Genomic DNA, 18,018 nt, shown 5'->3' on the forward strand with positions numbered 1-18,018 from the left:
CCTCTTAGCGCAGCTTAGGGTTGAGGGCGTTGAGCAGCCAGTCGCCCAGCACGTTAAACGCCAGCGAAAGAATGACCAACAGGGTGGCGGGAAACAGCACAATCCACCACTGCCCGGAAAAGAGATACTGGTTGCCTTCGTTGATAAGCGTGCCGAGCGAAGGCTGGTCCGGCGGCATGCCGACGCCGAGAAAGGACATGGTGGCTTCGGTAAGAATGGCGACACCAAGGTGCAGCGTCGCCATCACCAGTACCGGGCGCATGACGTTAGGGACAATGTGCGCCAGCATGATATGCAGGTGGCTGCCGCCGCTGATTTGCGACGCCATCACGTATTCCCGCCCTTTCTCCAGCAAGGTCAGGCCGCGCACCGTGCGAGCGTATTGCATCCAGCCGGTCAGGGCAATCGCGCCAATCAGGATAGCCGGGGCAAAATGGCCGATATACTCTTTCGGGATGGCGACGCGCGCGACGCCGCTGACCAGCAGGGTGAACATAATGGTGGGAATACTGAGCATGGCATCGGCAAAACGCATAATCAGCGTATCCACCACGCCGCCGAAGTAGCCGCTGAGAACTCCAAGCGCGACGCCGAGAGCCACGGAGGCCAGCACGCTCAGGCCCCCGATAATCAGCGAGATATTCAGGCCGTACAGCATCAACGAGAGAATATCCCGCCCCTGCACATCGGTGCCCAGCCAGAAGCGTGGTTCGCCGCCGTTCATCCATGCAGGCGGTAATTCTGAGTCCATTAAGTCGAAACCGGCGGTATCAAAAACATTGTGCGGCGCGATCCAATGGCTGAATAAAGAGCACAGTAATATCAGCGAACAGCAGGTAAAGGCGACTACCGCGCTTTTGCTTTGCCAGAATAACCATAAAAAATCGCTATCAAGAAAAGAGCGCCAGCGCGCCGCCAGGCGGGTGCTAAATTTTCGCCCCGCTGCCGTATCTGAATAATGATGAGGTTGCATCGAAGCTCCTTATTGCGCGCGCATACGTGGGTCGATCAGGTAATACAGCAGATCGACGATGGTATTGATCACAATAAATATCAGGGCGATAAATAACAGATAGCCGGACAGCACCGGGACATCAACGTAATTAATGGACTGAATTAACAGCAACCCCATTCCCGGCCATTGAAAAACGGTCTCAATAACAATTGCAAAGGCGATCAGCCCACCAATTTGTAAACCAATGACCGTGACTACCGGCAATAATGCATTACGCAGGGCATGACGAAACCAGATGCGGTAATTTTCAATGCCGCGTGCGCGGGCGAATTTAATGTAATCGGCTTTCATCACTTCCAGCATTTCCGTGCGCACCAGACGCATAATGATGGTAATCATTGACAGCGCCAGCGACAGCGACGGCAGCACAATCGAGCGCCAGCCGGATGCGGTCAGCAGGCCGCTCGACCAGAAGCCCATTTTAACGGTTTCGCCGCGACCGCTGGAGGGGAACCAGCCCAGCCAGACTGAAAAGACGATAATCAGCATAATGCCTATCAGGAACCACGGCAGTGAGACGCCAATCAGCGAGAGGATCTGCACCCCCTCGCGCAGGATTTTGTTGCGCGTGATGGCAACCCAGACGCCCAGCGGAAAACCTACCACCAGCGAAATGACCACCGCGACAAACACCAGCTCCAGGGTTGCCGGCAGGCGTTCCATAATGAGCTGAAATACTGATACCTGGTTGTAATAAGAGATGCCGAAATTACCGTGCAGCAAACGGGAAATATAATGTAAAAACTGCACAAATACCGGGTCATTTAACCCCAGACTGGCCCGTAGCTGCATTCGTTCCACTTCCGTGGCGCTTTCCGGTAGCATATTCGCCACCGGGTCGCCAAGATACTGAAACAGAATAAAAGAGATCAGCGCGACACCGGCTAGTAACATCGCCGCCTGAAATAGCTTACGCAATAAAAACAACATTATTGCCTCCGAATTAAAATAATGGTCTGCGCGAATAAATGGGGAGCAATATCACCCTATTACCTGTACGGGGTAGCCCAAGGATATTTATCCCCCAACAATGAATATTCCGCAGACAATTAATTATGGCGTAACGTTACCGTACCAAAGTCGCTGTACGTTATCTGGCGTCTGTTTTAATTGTAGATTTTTACTCATCGCCCACACCACCGGTTCAAAATGCATCGGCAGGAACGGCAGGTCTTTATTGGCAATTGCCACCGCCTGGCTGAGTAAAGCAATACGCTTCGTATTATCGAGTTCACCCACCGACTGGTCGATAAGCTTATCGGCTTCACTATTGCTGTAGCGCGGAATATTAAAAGTGCCTAAGTTTTTACCGTCGTTGGTATGCAGTAGCTGCACCGCCACGCTGTAAGGGTCCATGATCGGCAGGTTGGCCCAACCCAGTACGCCAACATCTGTGCGACCGTTTACCAGGATCGGGTCATAGACGCTGGCCGGATGCACGTTTAGGTTGGTTTTGACGCCAATTTTGGCCCAGAAGCTTTGTACCGCCTGGCACCATTGCGCCGCATTAATATAGGTGCCTTCCGGGCAATCAAAGGCCAGATTAAAGCCGTTTGGGTAGCCCGCTTCGGCCAGCAACGCCTTTGCCTTTTGCGGATCGTAGGCAATATCCGGGCTGCTTGCCGCGTTGTAACCCGGAATATCCGGCGCCAGATAGTTGTTGGTTGGCTTCGTCAGGCCGCGCATCACCTTCTGGGTAATCGCCTCGCGATTGATAGCCATCAGCAACGCCTGGCGCACGCGCAAATCTTTCAGCGGGTTTTCGGCCTTCTCATTTTTAGCGTTAAGCTTGTCGCGCATATTCAGACTTAAATAATCCACCCGCAGCGACGGGCTGATCTGCATATTGATCTTTGGATTACTCTGCAGGCGCGGAATATCTTGCAGCGGCACCGACGTTACCAGATCGTATTCTCCTGCCAGCAGTCCTGACAGGCGTGTAGCGTCAGATGTCACCGGCTTAAACACAATCTTATCGATATTGCCGCCGTGGGCCGCATTCCACCAGTTCGGGTTGCGTACCAACACCATTTGCGTATCACGCTGGCGGCTTTGCAGAATAAATGGCCCGGTGCCGTTGGTGTTGTTGGTGGCGTAGCCTTCTGTCCCCTGGCTGATATCCGTCGGTTTGAGGGCGTTATGCTCGGTCAGCCACTCTTTATCCATGATCATTACGCCGGTCAGCTCATTCAGCGCAATACCGGTTTTCTTCACCAGATGAATATCAACGGTATATTTATCGATGGCCACCGCGTCTTTAATCGTCGAGGCGTTGGCACGGATGCCCGAGGCAGGATCGGTCACCCTGGCCACCGAGGCCACGACATCGTCGGCGGTAAAATCGTTGCCGTTGTGAAATTTGACGCCCTCACGCAGCTTAAAACGAATCGTCGTATCGCCGGTCTGCTGCCAGCTGGTCGCCAGCCAGGGCTGAATTTGCAGATTATCATCGCGCTGCACCAGCGCTTCATAAATATGATTCTGGAAGGTCAACGCCTTGGTCGAGGCATACGCATCTGGATCCAGCGTCGGGATATCGGCATCGGTCGCCCAACGAACCACATTTTCCGCACTTGCCTGCTGACACATTAGCCCGACCATGCTTCCTACCAGCAGCGATAACACTAATTTTTTCATCATTCACCACTCGAATTGTTTGCTAATAACATTGCTAGCAATTGCAATAACAATGCCATGTTGTCTATTTTTGCTTCGACTCATGCTCAAGGATCCATTCGGCGCTGTCGTTCCAGACGTCCATCATGGTTATCTTCCCGCCCTTTACCTCATAACGGTCAAGGTAGCGATTACCTTCAAACTCGCGGCCGTCCGGCCAGCAGCCATAGAGCGTGCCGGTGCAATAAATCACCGTATGATCGTCGCCTTTAGCCATCCATTCGAAGTCGCCGGGCTGCTTTTTGACCCAGCGATAGCGGGCGGCATTAAACGCCGTCACCTCGTGGACGCGGGCCATACGCCGCTTGCCGGTAAACGTTATCTGGACGTTTTCAGCCATCAGCGCGGCGGCACGATCGGGGTCCGGCGCCATTGAGGCCTCAAGGAACGCTTTTACAATCGCGACGGCCTGTTCATGTATGGTTGTCATCGTACTTCTCCTCAATTAAGTGCACTGCTTCGGTTCAATAAGTCTGTTTACGGTGCAGACTCTGCTTCGTTATGACGCCTGGGTGAGATAGTGCTCGGCGATTTCCCCCGGCGTGGTGAGCCAGACGTCATCGCACTGCGCAACCAGACGCGCCAGGGTCTGCTTAAGGTGATAAAAACGAAATGGTTGGCCGACGATATAAGGATGCAGCGCAATGCCCATCACCTGCGGCTGCTGGCAACTACGCTGGTGGAGTTCGCTGAATTGATCTTCAATCATCTGGCAGAATGTCTCGATGGAGACACCATTGGGAATAATGGTTGGAATATCGTTGATTTCTTGCGGATAAGGTACCGAGAGCAAGGTACCGCTGGCAGTTTGCATCGGTGTAGGCAGGTCATCATGCGCCCAGTTCAGGTTATAGCGAAATCCCTGCCGATGCAGGAAATCAGGGGTTTGCGGGCTTTCAGAAATCCAGGGAGAGAGCCAACCGGTGACGGGTTTTCCCTGGAATTTACTTAGCCGCTGCTGACAGTAGCCAATCAGGCGCTCTTCATCCGCCGGGGCAAGGTCGCCCTGGCGCTGGGAGTTGGTGTGACCATGGGCAATCAGTTCGCTATCAGATAGCGACAGCCAGCGTTCCAGCAAGTCCGGACAGTAATCGAGGATTGCCGTATTGCTGATAACCGCAGGCGGGATCGCCAATTCATCAAACAGGTCCGCCAGGTGCCAGGCACCGACCCGGTTGCCATAATCCCGCCAGCTGTAGTTAAGAATATCGAGCCGGTTTGCCGCCTGAGAGAGCTTTGCCCCCTCCTGGCAGCCGAACGCAAAGTGCTCAAGGTTGATGGCCACATACAGTGCCAGCCGCTTGCCTTCTGGCCAGGTCATCGCGGGTGTATCGGCGGCAGAACGCCAGGGGAAACGCTGATGATAGTCAAGTTCCCAGATGATATCGGGTGTTGGCATGGTAACGCCTCTTGTTCAGGGGGGTACCTGTCAACAGCAACATCCATACCAAGATAGCATCATTGCTAGCAATAATTATCGACGCAAGATGAATTTATATCCATATGGTAAGAGGTGTTATTTTGACTGTTCCTTGTTATTCTGCAAAATTGTTGCTTAGGTGATTATCATTCAGAATATTGATTATTCAGGGAATGTCCTGGCAGCATGCTGTACTTGCCGACTCGATATCCAGACCAACAAAACGAAGTCCGGCGAGCTTATTCACATCTGCCATGCAGGTGTTTTTGCCACAGGGAGAATAACCGTGAAATTTGCATCAATCCCTTTCAATCAAAATCAGGTGGGATGGCCGCTTAATGAGATTGACCACCAAATACAACCGCAGCTGAGCGGTGATATCAACGCTGATTGGGTCGTTATCGGCTCCGGCTATGCTGGCGTGAGCTTTGCCCGCCGGTTAGCCAGCCTCAACCCGCAGCTGAAAATTGTGCTTATTGACGCCGAATCTGCGGCGACCAGCTCCTCTGCCCGAAATTCAGGGTTTGTCATCGGCCTGCCGCATAATATCGGTAGCTCTACCGCCGAGCTGAAAAAAGCGCAGGACTATCGCGCCCTGCTCCAGGAAGGGATCCGCCTGTTAGAAGAAACGGTGACCGCACAGCAGATTGAGTGTGAGTGGGAAAACGTTGGCAAATATCACTGCCAGATTGACCCATCCAGCGAAGCCATTATGCAGGAATACGTGGATAACCTTCAGCTTATGCAGGAACCCTACAGCCTGTTGAATAGCGAAGAGCTGTATCAGAAGCTGGGAACCCGGCTCTACAGTAAAGGCATCTATACCCATAGCTGTATTCTGGTAAATCCGGCAAAACTGATTGCGGGCCTCGCGCGCCATCTCCCGGAAAACGTCACGGTTTATCATCAGACGCCAGCGCTGGCTATTCACAACGAAAACGGCGGCATCAGGGTGACAACCCTACAGGGAACGATTCAGGCCAGGCAGATTATGCTGGCGACTAATGCGCTTTCTCGTGAACTCTCTCCAGTGATAAGTCGCCAGGCGTCAATGGCGACCTATGCCAGCATCACCGCCCCGCTTACAGCTGAACAGCGCCAGCGCCTGCCCGCCATGGAAAGCTGGGGACTGACGCCGGTGAATGCCATCGCCGGGGCCACGCTGCGCTATACCCGAGATCATCGTTTTCTGATCCGCCAGCATGTCGATCCGGCGCTGCGGGGCGTCATCACTGCGGGACAAACCGCCAACGCCGCGCGGCAGCATCTAACGCTGTTCCACAATGCGTATCCGCAGTTGCAGGATGTGCCGCTGGAACGGACCTGGTCCGGGACTATCAGCGTCACCCGCAACGGTGCGCCGGTCTGGGGGCGACTTGCGCCGCAGGTGTGGACTGCCGGAGGCTGTAACGGTGCCGGGGTGTCAAAACAAACCATCGCCGGGACGCTGCTTGCCGATCTGGCTCTCGGGCAGGACAACCCGCTGATTGCGGCGATGCAGTCGCTGGGGCAGGCAAACTTTATGCCGCCCTCCCCGTTCCTCGATATCGGCGTGGCGGGTGCATTGTGGAAGGAGCGCTATATGGGGCGTAAAGAAACGGCGATGTAGTCGCCGTTGGCGGGAGTTAAACAGGTTTCAGTCGGCAGGATTGAAACCTGTTGTCAGGCTTAGTCCGGGATCGTTTCACCTTTACGCAGCGTCAAGACTTCAAAACCTTGCGCGGTGACAGCAATAGTATGTTCCCACTGCGCCGACAGCTTTTTATCGCGGGTGACCACCGTCCAGCCGTCTTTTTTGGTTTTTATCCGGCTATCGCCCTGATTCACCATCGGTTCAATGGTAAATACCATCCCTTCTTTAAGTACGGCACCGGTGCCGGGTTTACCGTAGTGCAGCACCTGAGGATCTTCGTGCATCTCTATACCGACGCCGTGGCCGCAGTACTCCCTGACCACGCTGTAGCCGTTACCTTCGACGTAAGACTGGATGGCATGGCCAATATCGCCGAGCGTTGCTCCTGGTTTAACGACCTTAATGCCCTTCCACATCGCTTCGTAGGTTTTCTTGACCAGCCGACGGGCCAGCGGGGAAACCTCGCCAATCAGATACATTTTGCTGGAGTCGGCAATCAGGCCCTCTTTTTCCAGCGTAATATCGACGTTAACGATCATGCCGGATTTCAGATGCTCGCTTTCTTTTGGCATGCCGTGGCAAACCACTTCATTGATCGAGGTATTCAGCACATACGGAAAATCGTACTGACCTTTACTGGCAGGCCGTGAATGCAGCTCGTTGACGATAAAATCCTCAACCCGGTTATTGATAGCCATGGTGGTGACGCCGGGTTCAATAAAGCTGTCCAGCATGTCGAAAACCGAAGCCAGCAGTTCGCCAGCATGGCGCTGTCTGGCAAGTTCGTCTGCCGTTTTAATGGGAATTGATAGCATTGATTACCTCCAGTAAACGGTCAGAACCAGACTTCAGCATCATCAGCTTAATTTGCTGATGATTAAGCTCGGGATAGAGCTCACTCATCATCCCAAGGCGGATCCAGTACTCCGCTTGCGCGTTGACCGAACGCGACATCGCCTTACTGGCATCACGGATGTCGTCATGCAGCAGGTCAGAAATTTTCACAATACCCATTTATACGTACCGTAACGATTTATATATGTATCGTATATTACGCCACCGCGATGAAGCGGGCAACTTTGGTAACCCATGTTTTTTGAAGCCCGTGCGATCAATATTAAAATCATTCGCTCGAGTGACGTTATCATCAGGCCTGTAGCAGAAGTTTCTTCCTTAACCCTGACCTGGATATAATTCGACTCAAATACTTTCTGATAACTGCAAATCTCAACACTGAGAACCGTTCCTTCTTAATTTCACGAACTCACCTCGCTTACCTGGCAACTCATCAGTATGTATTGAGCATCTTTACGCTTATGGTGATCTATTAACGGCACAAGTCGCCTGAAATGTTCACTTGCACAATGCAGATCAAGCGCCGCACGATCCGGCCACTCTTCGATAAAAATGAAATGACCCGGATCTTTTTCATCAATATACAGATCATAAGCGATACAAAGAGGTTCCTTTTTAGTGGACGCTATTAACTCGCGGTATAAAGGCATAACAGCCTCAATATCCTCAGGTTTTATAAAATCTTCGGCGATGACTTTTAACATTCCAACCTCCATGAAAAAGAAGAATTTGTACACTATGGCGTAAAGAGATTTTTGGCAAAGGTAACTTAGATTTTCCACACGGCACCGTATTCACCCCCATTTACCCCTACCACATACAGTTAATCATTAAACAATAAATGTTTATTGTAAAACAATAAACACCAGGGTAATCTGCGCACACTTTCCGCTACACCATTTCCAGGAACGTCACGTCATGAACAACATTAAGGAGAAAATATGATCGGGTATCGATATCGCAAAGACAGGCAAATTCTGTGCGCAGGCATGGCTTTTGTCGCGATGATTGCGGTCGGAATTTACCTGCAGCCTGGATTCAAAACCCCGACTAAGCAGGTCACCGGGGACAAGGCACTGGTTGCCTTTTTAACACCGTTGCTCAAAGGCGCGCACGGTAATATCGCCGCGGCCCTTATTACACCTGAAGGCGTTCGCTATGGAATTTGGGGTAATGATTATGCCCGGCAATTTGAGATTGGAAGCCTGTCCAAAACAATGACCGCCAGCATTCTTAACGATGCCATCCAGCGCAGGGAGGTCACAGCATCGACGCGGGTCGGCGACCTGGTGCCAGAAATTGTCGGTCCTGCGCGAAATATCACCTTACAGGAACTGGTATCGCACCGCTCCGGCCTGCCTTCGCTCTCCCTCTCATTAACGCAGAAAATCGCCATGCTTACAGCCATCGTGAGACGAGAAAATCCGTGGAACTACGGTCAGGCAGAGTTAATAGAGATGGTTAACCGCACGCAGATGCCAACGGTCAAAATGTTTGATTACTCAAACTCCGGTTTTGCCCTGCTGGGGCTGGCGCTGGAACGCGTCTCACACCAGCCGTTCGCCGCACTGCTTGAGCAGCGTCTGTTTGCGCCGCTGGCGATGACCCGCTCGTTTGTGGCGCAAGAGAATACGCCGCCTGACGCGGCATTTGCGCCGGGCTGGTCGGCCGCAGGTTTGCACGAAGCGCCATGGTTTTTAAACGCTTTCTCCCCTGCAGGCGGAGTACGTTCGACCATCGCTGATATGGTCAAATACGCCCAGGCGCTAATGGCCGGAAAGCTGGCAGGAAGCCAGGGGATGATCCCGAGGTTTGCAACCGACGATCCTGACTCACGGGTCGGCTATTCGTGGTTTACCACTCATGTCAGAGGGCGGGATATTGTCTGGCACGACGGTCAATCCGCCGGTTATGCAGCGGTAATGGCCTTCGACCCCGAGCATAAAACCGCCGTCGTGATCCTCTCCGATACCGCATGGTCAGTGATTGCTCCGGCAATAAAATTACTGCTTTCCACGGTATCATCCGTTAAGGAAAAACGATGAACTGGATTGATATGCTGTGGGCCCTGTTAACGCTACTGTCGATGGTAATTTTTATTTCCGGAAACTGGATTGCGCAGCGAAAAATACGTTTTATTAATTATGTTATCATCGCGTTCATTGCTATTTATATCGCCGAATCATTACAGACTATCGATAATCTGAGCAAAATTGGATATCTGTTCCGGATGCTGACCTGGACGGTGCAGGCGTCATTCATTGCCATCAGTCTCTTTAACGTCTGGCAGCGACCGTGGTTTAGTATCCCGACGCGTGGAGCGACGGGTCTGAACGTTGTCTTCTCTCTGATACTTATGTCATGCTTAGGTATCCTGGTTCTGTAATCATTTCATTGTTCAGGAAGGTTTAAGGTGAAAAGCGCTCGCAACAAACTCAGTCTGTTCTTAATGACCGGGATATTACCGCTATTTTTAATCCTGGCATTAATTACGCCAGTGTGGATCTATTTTACCGGCGAGTCGTTCTTCCTCGCTAATATGCTTAAATTTGCCGAGGTTCCGCTCGGTAACGAAAATGGCCTGTCGGTCCCTACTTTTAAGCTGCTGATACTGCTGGCTCTCCTTTATTTACCCGCAGGGCTTTTCGCCTGGGCCATCTGGCAAGGGATCTGCGTGACCCGGTACGTCAGAAAACGCACCATTCTGAGCCTCGACCTCGCGCTCAGAGTACGTAAAATAGCGCTGGCGATGCTGGGAATGGGCGTTTTGCTGCCGCTGTTTCGCTTTCTGGTCCCGCTGGTTTATTTCTGGCCGCATCCCTATGCCCAGATCATTCTTTTGCTTAGCGATTTTGTGCTGCTGCTGACGGGCGGCTTGTTATTTGTGACGTTTCACTCCATGCTCGAAGGGATCAGAGCGGAAAATGAGAATAAGGAGTTCATCTGACTATGGCGGTGGTGGTTAATCTGGACAAATTGCTGGTGGATAGAAAAATGACGTCCAGGGCGCTGGCGGCCTATATCGGGATCACCGAGCAGAACCTATCGTTGCTCAAATCGGGAAAGGTGAAAGGTATTCGTTTTGATACGCTGGCAAAAATTTGCCAGGCGCTGGAGTGTCAGCCAGGCGATATTCTCGCCTGGGAGGCGGATTAACGCCCCTTATCAATCATACAGTTCCACTGTTGGCTCACGCTGCTCTGGCTGGTCGCTATTTGTAGCGACAGGCTGGCATCCAGGGTATGTGTGACGCTGTATTCAAGCGCCACGTCATCCAGATCGCGGGCGACACGTTCAATACGAAACAGAGGGCGACCGGGTTCAATATTTAATAACCCCGCCGTGCGGGTATCGCAGCAAACCGGCGTATAGCGCTCCGTGGCGTTGGCCGGCGAGTAGCCGAAGGTTTCCCGCAGCTGCTTATACAGCGACCGGCTGCCGTCAACGTGGCTCAAATCATTATAAATACGGCCATTTAGCCAGGTCAGTACGTGGCCAACCGGCCGCTCCCCCTGCACCAACAGCCGCTCCAGGCGCATCAGCTGGCTGCCTAAATCCAACCCCATCTGCTCCGCCACCTGGCGATCGGCCATCGTCGAAATTAGCGACAGTACTTCCACCTCAACCGTACCAGGTCCATCAAAGGTGGTCAGTACGTCAGGGAGGTCGGTGTAGTATTTCTGCAACGCATCGCGGTTAATAAAGGTCCCTTTACCCTGCTCCCGATACACCATGCCGATGCTGGCCAGCGAATCAATCGCCTGCTTAATAGTGCCGCGCGCAACCTTGAACTCCCCGGCGAGCAGCAGCTCACCGGGAAGTTTATCGTCATAGGTAAAAGAGAGGATCCGCTGCAGGATAACGTCTTTTATCCTTAAATAGAGAGGGAGTCCATCCGACTCAAACATACTTGTGCTCCACTCAGAGGTAGTGTATCTGGCTCCTGTATGCGCTCAGTATATCCTGATTTATCGCCTGATTGCCGTCTATGTTTGCGCTGGCAAGAATGGGCGGCGTGCGCTCATTTTCCAGCATGATTTCACAAATAAGTAGCACCAGGCTGTTAGCAATAGCCGCGCCCATAATGGTGGAGAGCGGCGCGGCTTTTTGCGCCAGGCCCGGAAGGCTAACGGCTGCATCGCCATATTCGCAGTGGTTATCGATGGTGATGTCGGCAATATCGACCAGCAACTTGCCGCTGGAGTGGCGCGACGTCACCCGCGCCGCCGTTGCGAGGCTGGTAATAGCAATAACCTTTGCCCCACAGGCTTTCGCCGCCAGCGCGACATCAATCGTAATCGCGTTTCGCCCGGAGACTGAGTGAATCAACAGCGTATCACCCGCGCGCAGCGGCGACTGCTCAACCAGCACTCGCCCCAGATTTTCCACATTCTCCACCGCGCTGGTCAGCGTTAATGGCCGGACGTTAAGCATCAGCGCGGGGGTAAAAAGCGGATTGATAATGGCCAGACCGCCTGCCCGATAGCTCATCTCCTCCGCAAGGATCCCGGCATGGCTGGCGCCAAAAACGAAGATGTTACGCTGCGCCATAATGCTTTGGGCCATGATTTCCGCTGCCTGCGTTAACGAATCGGGGCGCTGCTCAAGAAAAGCCAGCTTCTGGCGGATCTGCCCGTAGTACTGTTTCAGTGCCTGACTCATAGACTTCCTCCTGATATCAGAACGTCAGCAAGCGGGTCAAAAGGTGAATGAACGGTGCGAGCACGAACATATCGCTGTCGCCGGCCCACAATGCGGTATCGGGAATGGTGTTGTTGATAAAACCGGTGACACAGAAATACTGCCCCCATGCAACTACCGTCGAGGTAATAAATCCCGCCAGCAGCGCACCTTTATAGCCGCCGGTAATGTTGCCGAAAACGCCTGCCGTTCCGGCGTGGAAGAAAATCACAATCATGCTGGGAATAAACACGTAGCCGGTATAGCGGCCAATCAGGGTCAACCACAGCAGTGAACCAACAAACGCGCCGACAAATCCCAGCACCACCGCGTTTGGTGCAAAGTTAAACAGAATCGGACAGTCCAGGGCGGGCTTTGCGCCGGGAACCAGCCGCGAACCAATGCCGTTAAACGCCGGTACCATTTCACCAATAAACATCCGCACGCCAAGCAGTACCACGGCGATGCCGCCGGTAAACATCAGCGACTGTTTGAGCGCGTAAATATAAAAGCTCAGATCCCCCGATTGCGCGAGAATTTCAGCCGCCTTCGCCGTGCCTTTTATCTGCAAAATAAAGGTGCCAATAAAGAACAGTAGCGCCATAGTTAACGCGGTCACTACGTTGGAATCGCGCAGAAAACCGAGTTTTTTCGGGACTTTGATATCTTCGGAGCTGATTTTATTACGGGCGAATATCTGCCCGAAAATCGCCCCCAGCAGAGCGACGGAAGCCGACGTATGCCCCAGCGCCACGTTGTCGTTACCGGTAATTTTGCGTACCCACGGCTGGACCAGTGCGGGTTGTAAGGTCCAGTACAGACCCATAATGACCGTCAGCATCAGCGTCAACTGCACCGCTGAGATGCCGGGTTCGGTATTCACCATCACCCCGGCAAAAATCATCGTTGTCCAGAACATCATGTGTCCGGTCAGATAGATGTATTTAAAGCGCGTCAGCCGGGCCAGCAGCAGGTTGATGGCGAATCCCCCGGCAATCGCGATCGTCACGCTGCTTCCGTAACGTTCGCTAAAGCGCGCCTGACCGATAATATTAGTCAGGTTCATTGAACTGAGGCCGAAGACTTCGGTCCAGATAGGCTGAAAGATGAGCAGCGCGGAAACGATAATCCCCGCTCCCGCACCGATAATCAGAAAGCCAAGAATGCCTTTCAGGGTGCCGGAAACAATGTCTGCTAAGGATTTCTTTTGCAGCACCAGGCCCAGCAAGACAATCAGGCCAATTAAAATCGACGCCTCACCAAATATATTGATGGTTATCCAGCGCAGCACGCCAAGAAATTCACTCATGACGACGCTCCCGGTGGCAGAATATTGGCCTGCGTCAATGCCCTGATTATTTCAGCGTTGTCGATATAATTGTTCACCACCACCACCGGGCAGGACAGGTGTTTTAGATTGTCAACCAGTTCGGCATTGGTGATCACCACATCGGCATTAGCCGATGCGGCTGAAGAAACATCCATATGTTCAACGGAGGCCTGAATACCGTGCTGTTTTAACACCGTTTCGACGTTCATTTTTAAAATCAGGCTTGAGCCCATACCTAAACCACAGACTGTCAGAATTTTCATCGCTATTCACTCCGTGTTAATTAAGCTACAAACGCTGCGAGCAGCCTACGACGCGCTGGCTAACAGCTGATAAAGTTGTTCAGGATCGTGAGAATGCATCAGGGTATGCAGGTTATGTTCATCGCTCAGCACGCTGACGATATGCTGGATAAGATGGATGTGCGCATCGCTGCTGGTTGCCGAAAGCCCCAGCACCACCTGCACCGGGTCGTTTTCCGTATGACCAAACGCCAGCGGCTCGTGCAGCCGGATTAGGCTGATTTGCGCCTTAATGGCCCCCTGTTCGGGGCGGGCGTGAGGCAGCGCCAGCCCTGGCGCAATGACAAAATAGGGGCCAAGCTCACGGTAGCTATCAACCATGGCCTGAACGTATTGCGGGCTACAGGCTCCTGCGCGGCAGAGCGCGTCCCCCGCTGCGCGGATTGCCTCCTCCGGGCTGCTGGCCGGGCAATCAACGTTTATCGATTGACTTTCGATCATAGGCGGCTCCTTGCGTTAAGTGGTGGCGAATAGAGGCCAGGGTGGTCTCCAGCGCCTGCTGAACGAAGGCGCGACCTTTCTCTTCGCAGGCCCTGGTGGGATCGCCCAGCACGGCGTAATCAGAAAACTCGGTCCAGCGTATTGGCTGATAGCGAAAATTCTGTGGGAAAACGGGATAGTGCGCGCGGGCGTTCGCCATGGTCACAAACTCCGGGGCCAGTGCCAGCATCAGTGAAGTTTCAACTTCGTCAGCATGCATATAGCCGGGATAAGCCACCGCCGAGGTTTGCCGCTTTTGCACCTCCTGCTCCATACCCGCCCAGCTGTAGCTGAGCAGCGTGATATCTTTCTCTTTTAACTGTCGGGACGCCGCTTTAATGGCGTCAAAATTGCCGTAATGCGCGTTGATCACTGCCGTTGTAATAATGCCGTAGCTGGCCATGTTCTCCGCCAGCGACACCAGCAGCGACGTCAGTTGTTCATTGCCGATATCAATGGCCCCCGCGTGCCCACGCAGCGACCACACCTGGCTGTAAGAAATAACGGGCAGGCTCAGCGCGCACTCACCTAACTGTTCATCAAGCAGTGCGCAAAAGCGCTCGGCCAGCAGGTTGTCGGTATCCAGCGGCAGATGATCGCCGTGTGGCTCGACCGCACCCAGCGGCAGCAAGGCAATCTGCGCCTTCTGCAGTGCCAGCCGGGCTTCACGTTCATTTAAATGGTGCAGCTTCATTGCACCTCTCCTTAACCAAAAGCGAAGTAACGCGCCGGATTTTCGACAAAGAAATCATGCAGTAACGCTTCGCCGTCAAACCCGGCCTCCCGCGCCTCTTCGACGAATCTTGGCCGCCAGTCGCTAAGGATAAACTTCAGTCCCAATCCTCCTTTACCGTAATGCGCGCTCATCGATTTACGGGCAAAATCACCGCCGATTAAGATTTGTTTTTGGTAACCCCGCTGGCATAACGCCAGAATGGCCTGGGTGCGGATGTGTTCAGCGTGATATTTGATGCGGCTGATGCCGTCAAACGAGAGAAACGCCCCGGTGTTGGCGATCTGACGGTGCAACCATGGATCGGGATTGCGATCCATATGGGCAAAACATAAACGGGACAAATCAAGCCCCAACTTTTTAAAGATCTGTGCCTGTTCTAATCCCATCGTCCCCATCTCGGTATGGCTGTGCATCGGCGCTCCAGTACGCTGCTGGGCGCGAACAATAACCTCTATGGTTTTTTGTTCCAGGGGAGAAATAGTGTTGTAACCCGTGCCACACTTCACGACGCCAGCCCGATACGGAGTACCCTCTATTCCCTCGGTTACCTCGCGGCAAACGTGTTCAACCAGTTCATCAATCTCCGAATTTTCAATCCATTCGGTAAAAGTTTGCCTCAGGCCCGGACGCTGACTGCTCCACAGAAAACCTTTGTTAAAACCGGCGGTGGCGATAATGTGCAGTTGCTGCCGCTGGGCCATTTCGGCGACGGTTGCCGCATGGCGGCCGTAATCCGGGGCGGTGGCGTCGTAGATAGCGTTGCCACCAGCCAGACGGAAATCACTTAATTCACGCTCGGAAGCCTGCGGGTCGTCCAGCAAAAGGTCATCATCCTGACGCTCCGCCCAATATGGCGGAATACAGTAGATATGGTCGTGGCTGTAGGTTATGCCCAGCTGATTAGCAGCAATATCGCCGTTTAAGGTACGAATGATCCCCATGTTTCTTGCTCCCCGGAACGGATAAGAAGGTGTTTTCAACATAGGTGAACGCCACTTGACCAGTCAAGTGATCAAGTTCGCATCAATCATATAAAATTCTTATCTGTGAGGTTGGTCGAAATATACTCGTTAAGTGACAGTGTCACAGGAAGGGTTATTACAGTAAAAAACCATTCCTCATGGAGAAACACGCTCACCCCGCAGACGGAAATAAAAATTTAACTATATAAAACAATAAGATAATTATCATAAAGGGAAATAAATTCCAGACTAATAATTAATAATATTGATTAAAATGTTTAATTGAATGAATCGATAAAAGGAGTATTGTTAAAAATAATGATGAGCGGAGATAACCAAATGTTACGTGATTTTTTGATGGTAGAAAAAGAAGATCGCCTGGTCGAACAGCGAATGGCCAGCAGCGAAAAAGCTAATCCAGCGGACGTCACTGAATGGATTATTGTCAATAAAAATGGCGATAAAAAAGGCCGTGTGACGTTATTCAATCAATTTACCACCCGACGCTCATATTGCGTGAATTATCGCATTACCCAGTTCGATAATAGCGGAAACGTGGTCGTAGACCGGCTGGCGGAATCTCTCTAAGGACCTGGCAATAATTATATCGATGGTTTATCAACACAGATAACGACCGGCCCGGCTATCCGGACCGATCGCTCTCCCTTAGCCCGGTCCGTCGCTGGCGGCGGCCAGCAGCGGTACAATCACGTCGCTCAACGGCGTAGGAATATGGTGAATCCGGCCATATCGCTGAACGACACCGTTGCGAATATCCCATTCAAGCGGCAATCCCGCTTCGCGATCTGTGAGTATGGAAGTGCTTAAGTCCGAGGGCGCACGATGAAAACCGGCGATGATCTCCTGCGGTACGCCATCGTCCAGGCTGGCACCAGCGGCGCGAGCAACCGTCAGACACTCTTGTAGATACGCAAGGGCAAGCACCGTGATATCTTCGCGGGCGAACATCCCTGCCCGTCTTCCTGTCAGCACCATCAAACCCGCGACCGCATTTTGCAGCAGTTTACGCCACGCGACGGAGTTAAAGTCGGCGCTTATATCCACCTCGCAGCGCGTGTCTCGTAGCGCGTGCCGCACCCGCTCGGCCCCCGGCACATCAGGCAGCGTCAGGCGCGGTTTCGCCCGCAACCAGACGGACGCTTCAGATTCGCGCTGCGCCGGAAACCAGACAACCGATGGCAGCACAACCGCATTCGCGATGTGGTCCGCGAACAGCGCTTTCTGTTCAATACCATTTTGCAGTACGCAAACTACCGTTTTTTCGTGACACAGCGCCCGCAACCATGGCGCAATAGCCGCAACTTGCGTCGTTTTGACCGCCACAAAAACGAGATCAAATAATGGCGCGACGATTGATGCCGGATCCGTGACAACCGGCCCCGGGACAACAATATTTCCGCCATCAAAACGCAGCGACAACTGTGAGTGCGCACGGCGACCGCATACCAGAGGCGTGCGGCCAACTTCGTGCAGCGCGGCGGCGATAGTCGTGCCAATTGCGCCAGGACCAATCAGCGCAATGGTGGGTTCCTCAACGGTCATCTGTGCCTCCCGGCCTCTGAGATTTCACGGGTATTAACATAAACGCGACGGTGTTCGCATTACCATTTTATTCGTATGGGTAATCTGAATGTGTGTGTCACCGTACACACTTTTTCTCCATCAACAAGGAAGGTACATGTTTCCAGAATACAGAGAGTTGATTTCTCGATTGAAAACCACGCACCCGCGCTTTCAGTCGCTATTCGAAAAACATAACGCACTCGATCACGACATTTCCCGCATAGAAGGAGTCGATGGCAAAGGATACAGTCTCGAGCTAGTACATATGAAGAAAGAAAAACTTCTGTTGAAGGATGAAATGCTCAAAATCCTCCAACATGAAAACCTTAACCAGGCCTGACGCGT

The 18,018-nt window shown here is 52.7% G+C and carries 23 protein-coding genes; 7 read left to right on the top strand and 16 right to left on the bottom strand.

Going from position 1 to position 18,018, the window contains the following annotated elements; genetic code table 11:
• Nucleotides 1–4: 4 nt before the first annotated feature.
• From FN082_RS19375 to FN082_RS19395, 5 genes are all read right to left on the bottom strand, one after another.
• Nucleotides 5–973 carry an ABC transporter permease gene (locus FN082_RS19375; protein WP_142465979.1) on the bottom strand — a complete coding sequence of 323 codons (969 nt, stop codon included), beginning with the start codon at nucleotides 971–973 and terminating at the stop codon, nucleotides 5–7.
• Nucleotides 974–982: 9 nt separating this feature from the next.
• Complete coding sequence (locus FN082_RS19380; protein ID WP_142465980.1) at nucleotides 983–1,945, bottom strand: ABC transporter permease; 963 nt, start codon at nucleotides 1,943–1,945, stop codon at nucleotides 983–985.
• 123 nt (nucleotides 1,946–2,068) lie between these two features.
• On the bottom strand, nucleotides 2,069–3,652 hold the full coding sequence (locus FN082_RS19385; RefSeq protein ID WP_142982277.1) for an ABC transporter substrate-binding protein: 1,584 nt from the start codon (nucleotides 3,650–3,652) through the stop codon (nucleotides 2,069–2,071).
• Between the two features lie 64 nt (nucleotides 3,653–3,716).
• Entirely contained in the window at nucleotides 3,717–4,121 is a 405-nt protein-coding gene (locus FN082_RS19390; protein ID WP_142465981.1) for a nuclear transport factor 2 family protein, read from the bottom strand.
• A 69-nt stretch (nucleotides 4,122–4,190) separates the two neighbouring features.
• Nucleotides 4,191–5,090 carry a polysaccharide deacetylase family protein gene (locus FN082_RS19395; RefSeq protein ID WP_139539798.1) on the bottom strand — a complete coding sequence of 300 codons (900 nt, stop codon included), beginning with the start codon at nucleotides 5,088–5,090 and terminating at the stop codon, nucleotides 4,191–4,193.
• Nucleotides 5,091–5,397: 307 nt separating this feature from the next.
• On the opposite strand from FN082_RS19395, the gene FN082_RS19400 reads away from it, so the two are divergent.
• Nucleotides 5,398–6,720 (top strand): NAD(P)/FAD-dependent oxidoreductase, encoded by a 1,323-nt coding sequence (locus FN082_RS19400; RefSeq protein WP_142982176.1) that lies wholly within the window; start codon nucleotides 5,398–5,400, stop codon nucleotides 6,718–6,720.
• A gap of 59 nt (nucleotides 6,721–6,779) precedes the next feature.
• Here the strand turns inward: FN082_RS19400 and map are convergent, their stop codons facing one another.
• The 3 genes from map to FN082_RS19415 all read right to left on the bottom strand — a co-directional run bounded on the left by map (nucleotide 6,780) and on the right by FN082_RS19415 (nucleotide 8,303).
• A complete protein-coding gene (gene map, locus FN082_RS19405) occupies nucleotides 6,780–7,559 on the bottom strand; it encodes a type I methionyl aminopeptidase (RefSeq protein WP_139539800.1) in 780 nt (259 codons plus the stop codon).
• On the bottom strand, nucleotides 7,540–7,758 hold the full coding sequence (locus tag FN082_RS19410; RefSeq protein WP_004102160.1) for a ParD-like family protein: 219 nt from the start codon (nucleotides 7,756–7,758) through the stop codon (nucleotides 7,540–7,542). Before FN082_RS19410 ends, map begins: the two co-directional genes overlap by 20 nt.
• 242 nt (nucleotides 7,759–8,000) lie before the next feature.
• The gene (locus FN082_RS19415; RefSeq protein ID WP_139539801.1) at nucleotides 8,001–8,303 is read right to left on the bottom strand and encodes a putative quinol monooxygenase; all 303 of its coding nucleotides are present in this window, start codon (nucleotides 8,301–8,303) and stop codon (nucleotides 8,001–8,003) included.
• A 237-nt stretch (nucleotides 8,304–8,540) separates the two neighbouring features.
• On the opposite strand from FN082_RS19415, the gene FN082_RS19420 reads away from it, so the two are divergent.
• The 4 genes from FN082_RS19420 to FN082_RS19435 are packed head-to-tail and all read left to right on the top strand — an operon-like array spanning nucleotide 8,541 to nucleotide 10,755.
• The gene (locus FN082_RS19420) at nucleotides 8,541–9,644 is read left to right on the top strand and encodes a serine hydrolase domain-containing protein (RefSeq protein WP_139539802.1); all 1,104 of its coding nucleotides are present in this window, start codon (nucleotides 8,541–8,543) and stop codon (nucleotides 9,642–9,644) included.
• On the top strand, nucleotides 9,641–9,985 hold the full coding sequence (locus FN082_RS19425) for a hypothetical protein (RefSeq protein WP_139539803.1): 345 nt from the start codon (nucleotides 9,641–9,643) through the stop codon (nucleotides 9,983–9,985). Before FN082_RS19420 ends, FN082_RS19425 begins: the two co-directional genes overlap by 4 nt.
• 27 nt (nucleotides 9,986–10,012) lie before the next feature.
• Nucleotides 10,013–10,546, top strand: a complete 534-nt coding sequence (locus tag FN082_RS19430; protein WP_142982177.1) for a DUF2975 domain-containing protein — start codon at nucleotides 10,013–10,015, stop codon at nucleotides 10,544–10,546.
• 2 nt (nucleotides 10,547–10,548) lie between these two features.
• Nucleotides 10,549–10,755, top strand: coding sequence for a helix-turn-helix domain-containing protein (locus tag FN082_RS19435; protein WP_139539805.1), 207 nt, complete (start codon nucleotides 10,549–10,551; stop codon nucleotides 10,753–10,755).
• Here the strand turns inward: FN082_RS19435 and FN082_RS19440 are convergent.
• From FN082_RS19440 to FN082_RS19470, 7 genes are read right to left on the bottom strand one after another with little or no spacing between them, the layout of a single operon-like run.
• Complete coding sequence (locus tag FN082_RS19440; RefSeq protein WP_142982178.1) at nucleotides 10,752–11,507, bottom strand: GntR family transcriptional regulator; 756 nt, start codon at nucleotides 11,505–11,507, stop codon at nucleotides 10,752–10,754. The two genes, FN082_RS19435 and FN082_RS19440, sit on opposite strands and share 4 nt — an antisense overlap.
• 13 nt (nucleotides 11,508–11,520) lie before the next feature.
• Nucleotides 11,521–12,261 (bottom strand): sugar isomerase domain-containing protein, encoded by a 741-nt coding sequence (locus FN082_RS19445; protein ID WP_142465984.1) that lies wholly within the window; start codon nucleotides 12,259–12,261, stop codon nucleotides 11,521–11,523.
• Nucleotides 12,262–12,277: 16 nt separating this feature from the next.
• Nucleotides 12,278–13,588, bottom strand: a complete 1,311-nt coding sequence (locus FN082_RS19450) for a PTS ascorbate transporter subunit IIC (RefSeq protein ID WP_142461798.1) — start codon at nucleotides 13,586–13,588, stop codon at nucleotides 12,278–12,280.
• Nucleotides 13,585–13,872, bottom strand: a complete 288-nt coding sequence (locus FN082_RS19455; RefSeq protein WP_142982179.1) for a PTS sugar transporter subunit IIB — start codon at nucleotides 13,870–13,872, stop codon at nucleotides 13,585–13,587. The genes FN082_RS19450 and FN082_RS19455 overlap by 4 nt, the downstream gene beginning before the upstream one ends.
• A gap of 45 nt (nucleotides 13,873–13,917) precedes the next feature.
• On the bottom strand, nucleotides 13,918–14,352 hold the full coding sequence (locus FN082_RS19460; protein ID WP_139539810.1) for a PTS sugar transporter subunit IIA: 435 nt from the start codon (nucleotides 14,350–14,352) through the stop codon (nucleotides 13,918–13,920).
• Nucleotides 14,324–15,085, bottom strand: a complete 762-nt coding sequence (locus FN082_RS19465; protein WP_142982180.1) for a creatininase family protein — start codon at nucleotides 15,083–15,085, stop codon at nucleotides 14,324–14,326. The genes FN082_RS19460 and FN082_RS19465 overlap by 29 nt, the downstream gene beginning before the upstream one ends.
• Before the next feature lie 11 nt (nucleotides 15,086–15,096).
• Nucleotides 15,097–16,068 (bottom strand): phosphotriesterase family protein, encoded by a 972-nt coding sequence (locus FN082_RS19470; RefSeq protein ID WP_142982181.1) that lies wholly within the window; start codon nucleotides 16,066–16,068, stop codon nucleotides 15,097–15,099.
• A gap of 360 nt (nucleotides 16,069–16,428) precedes the next feature.
• On the opposite strand from FN082_RS19470, the gene FN082_RS19475 reads away from it, so the two are divergent.
• Nucleotides 16,429–16,677: a hypothetical protein gene (locus tag FN082_RS19475; protein WP_142982182.1), complete on the top strand. Its 249-nt coding sequence runs from the start codon at nucleotides 16,429–16,431 to the stop codon at nucleotides 16,675–16,677.
• 78 nt (nucleotides 16,678–16,755) lie between these two features.
• Here the strand turns inward: FN082_RS19475 and FN082_RS19480 are convergent, their stop codons facing one another.
• On the bottom strand, nucleotides 16,756–17,652 hold the full coding sequence (locus tag FN082_RS19480; RefSeq protein WP_139539814.1) for an oxidoreductase: 897 nt from the start codon (nucleotides 17,650–17,652) through the stop codon (nucleotides 16,756–16,758).
• A gap of 136 nt (nucleotides 17,653–17,788) precedes the next feature.
• On the opposite strand from FN082_RS19480, the gene FN082_RS19485 reads away from it, so the two are divergent.
• Nucleotides 17,789–18,013, top strand: a complete 225-nt coding sequence (locus FN082_RS19485; RefSeq protein WP_139539815.1) for a YdcH family protein — start codon at nucleotides 17,789–17,791, stop codon at nucleotides 18,011–18,013.
• Nucleotides 18,014–18,018: the final 5 nt, after the last annotated feature.

The sequence above is a fragment of the Klebsiella spallanzanii genome, assembly GCF_902158555.1.
GTDB classification, from domain to species: domain Bacteria; phylum Pseudomonadota; class Gammaproteobacteria; order Enterobacterales; family Enterobacteriaceae; genus Klebsiella; species Klebsiella spallanzanii.

What these genes read in the sequence shown, in the direction of transcription:
- FN082_RS19420 (WP_139539802.1), top strand. Translation starts at nt 8,541, where the DNA reads ATGATCGGGTATCGATATCGCAAAGACAGGCAAATTCTGTGCGCAGGC.
- FN082_RS19460 (WP_139539810.1), bottom strand. Translation starts at nt 14,352, where the DNA reads ATGATCGAAAGTCAATCGATAAACGTTGATTGCCCGGCCAGCAGCCCG.
- FN082_RS19410 (WP_004102160.1), bottom strand. Translation starts at nt 7,758, where the DNA reads ATGGGTATTGTGAAAATTTCTGACCTGCTGCATGACGACATCCGTGAT.
- FN082_RS19445 (WP_142465984.1), bottom strand. Translation starts at nt 12,261, where the DNA reads ATGAGTCAGGCACTGAAACAGTACTACGGGCAGATCCGCCAGAAGCTG.
- FN082_RS19470 (WP_142982181.1), bottom strand. Translation starts at nt 16,068, where the DNA reads ATGGGGATCATTCGTACCTTAAACGGCGATATTGCTGCTAATCAGCTG.
- FN082_RS19385 (WP_142982277.1), bottom strand. Translation starts at nt 3,652, where the DNA reads ATGAAAAAATTAGTGTTATCGCTGCTGGTAGGAAGCATGGTCGGGCTA.
- FN082_RS19435 (WP_139539805.1), top strand. Translation starts at nt 10,549, where the DNA reads ATGGCGGTGGTGGTTAATCTGGACAAATTGCTGGTGGATAGAAAAATG.
- FN082_RS19375 (WP_142465979.1), bottom strand. Translation starts at nt 973, where the DNA reads ATGCAACCTCATCATTATTCAGATACGGCAGCGGGGCGAAAATTTAGC.
- FN082_RS19455 (WP_142982179.1), bottom strand. Translation starts at nt 13,872, where the DNA reads ATGAAAATTCTGACAGTCTGTGGTTTAGGTATGGGCTCAAGCCTGATT.
- FN082_RS19395 (WP_139539798.1), bottom strand. Translation starts at nt 5,090, where the DNA reads ATGCCAACACCCGATATCATCTGGGAACTTGACTATCATCAGCGTTTC.
- FN082_RS19425 (WP_139539803.1), top strand. Translation starts at nt 9,641, where the DNA reads ATGAACTGGATTGATATGCTGTGGGCCCTGTTAACGCTACTGTCGATG.
- FN082_RS19475 (WP_142982182.1), top strand. Translation starts at nt 16,429, where the DNA reads ATGTTACGTGATTTTTTGATGGTAGAAAAAGAAGATCGCCTGGTCGAA.
- FN082_RS19415 (WP_139539801.1), bottom strand. Translation starts at nt 8,303, where the DNA reads ATGTTAAAAGTCATCGCCGAAGATTTTATAAAACCTGAGGATATTGAG.
- map (WP_139539800.1), bottom strand. Translation starts at nt 7,559, where the DNA reads ATGCTATCAATTCCCATTAAAACGGCAGACGAACTTGCCAGACAGCGC.
- FN082_RS19440 (WP_142982178.1), bottom strand. Translation starts at nt 11,507, where the DNA reads ATGTTTGAGTCGGATGGACTCCCTCTCTATTTAAGGATAAAAGACGTT.
- FN082_RS19390 (WP_142465981.1), bottom strand. Translation starts at nt 4,121, where the DNA reads ATGACAACCATACATGAACAGGCCGTCGCGATTGTAAAAGCGTTCCTT.
- FN082_RS19465 (WP_142982180.1), bottom strand. Translation starts at nt 15,085, where the DNA reads ATGAAGCTGCACCATTTAAATGAACGTGAAGCCCGGCTGGCACTGCAG.
- FN082_RS19380 (WP_142465980.1), bottom strand. Translation starts at nt 1,945, where the DNA reads ATGTTGTTTTTATTGCGTAAGCTATTTCAGGCGGCGATGTTACTAGCC.
- FN082_RS19480 (WP_139539814.1), bottom strand. Translation starts at nt 17,652, where the DNA reads ATGACCGTTGAGGAACCCACCATTGCGCTGATTGGTCCTGGCGCAATT.
- FN082_RS19485 (WP_139539815.1), top strand. Translation starts at nt 17,789, where the DNA reads ATGTTTCCAGAATACAGAGAGTTGATTTCTCGATTGAAAACCACGCAC.
- FN082_RS19450 (WP_142461798.1), bottom strand. Translation starts at nt 13,588, where the DNA reads ATGAGTGAATTTCTTGGCGTGCTGCGCTGGATAACCATCAATATATTT.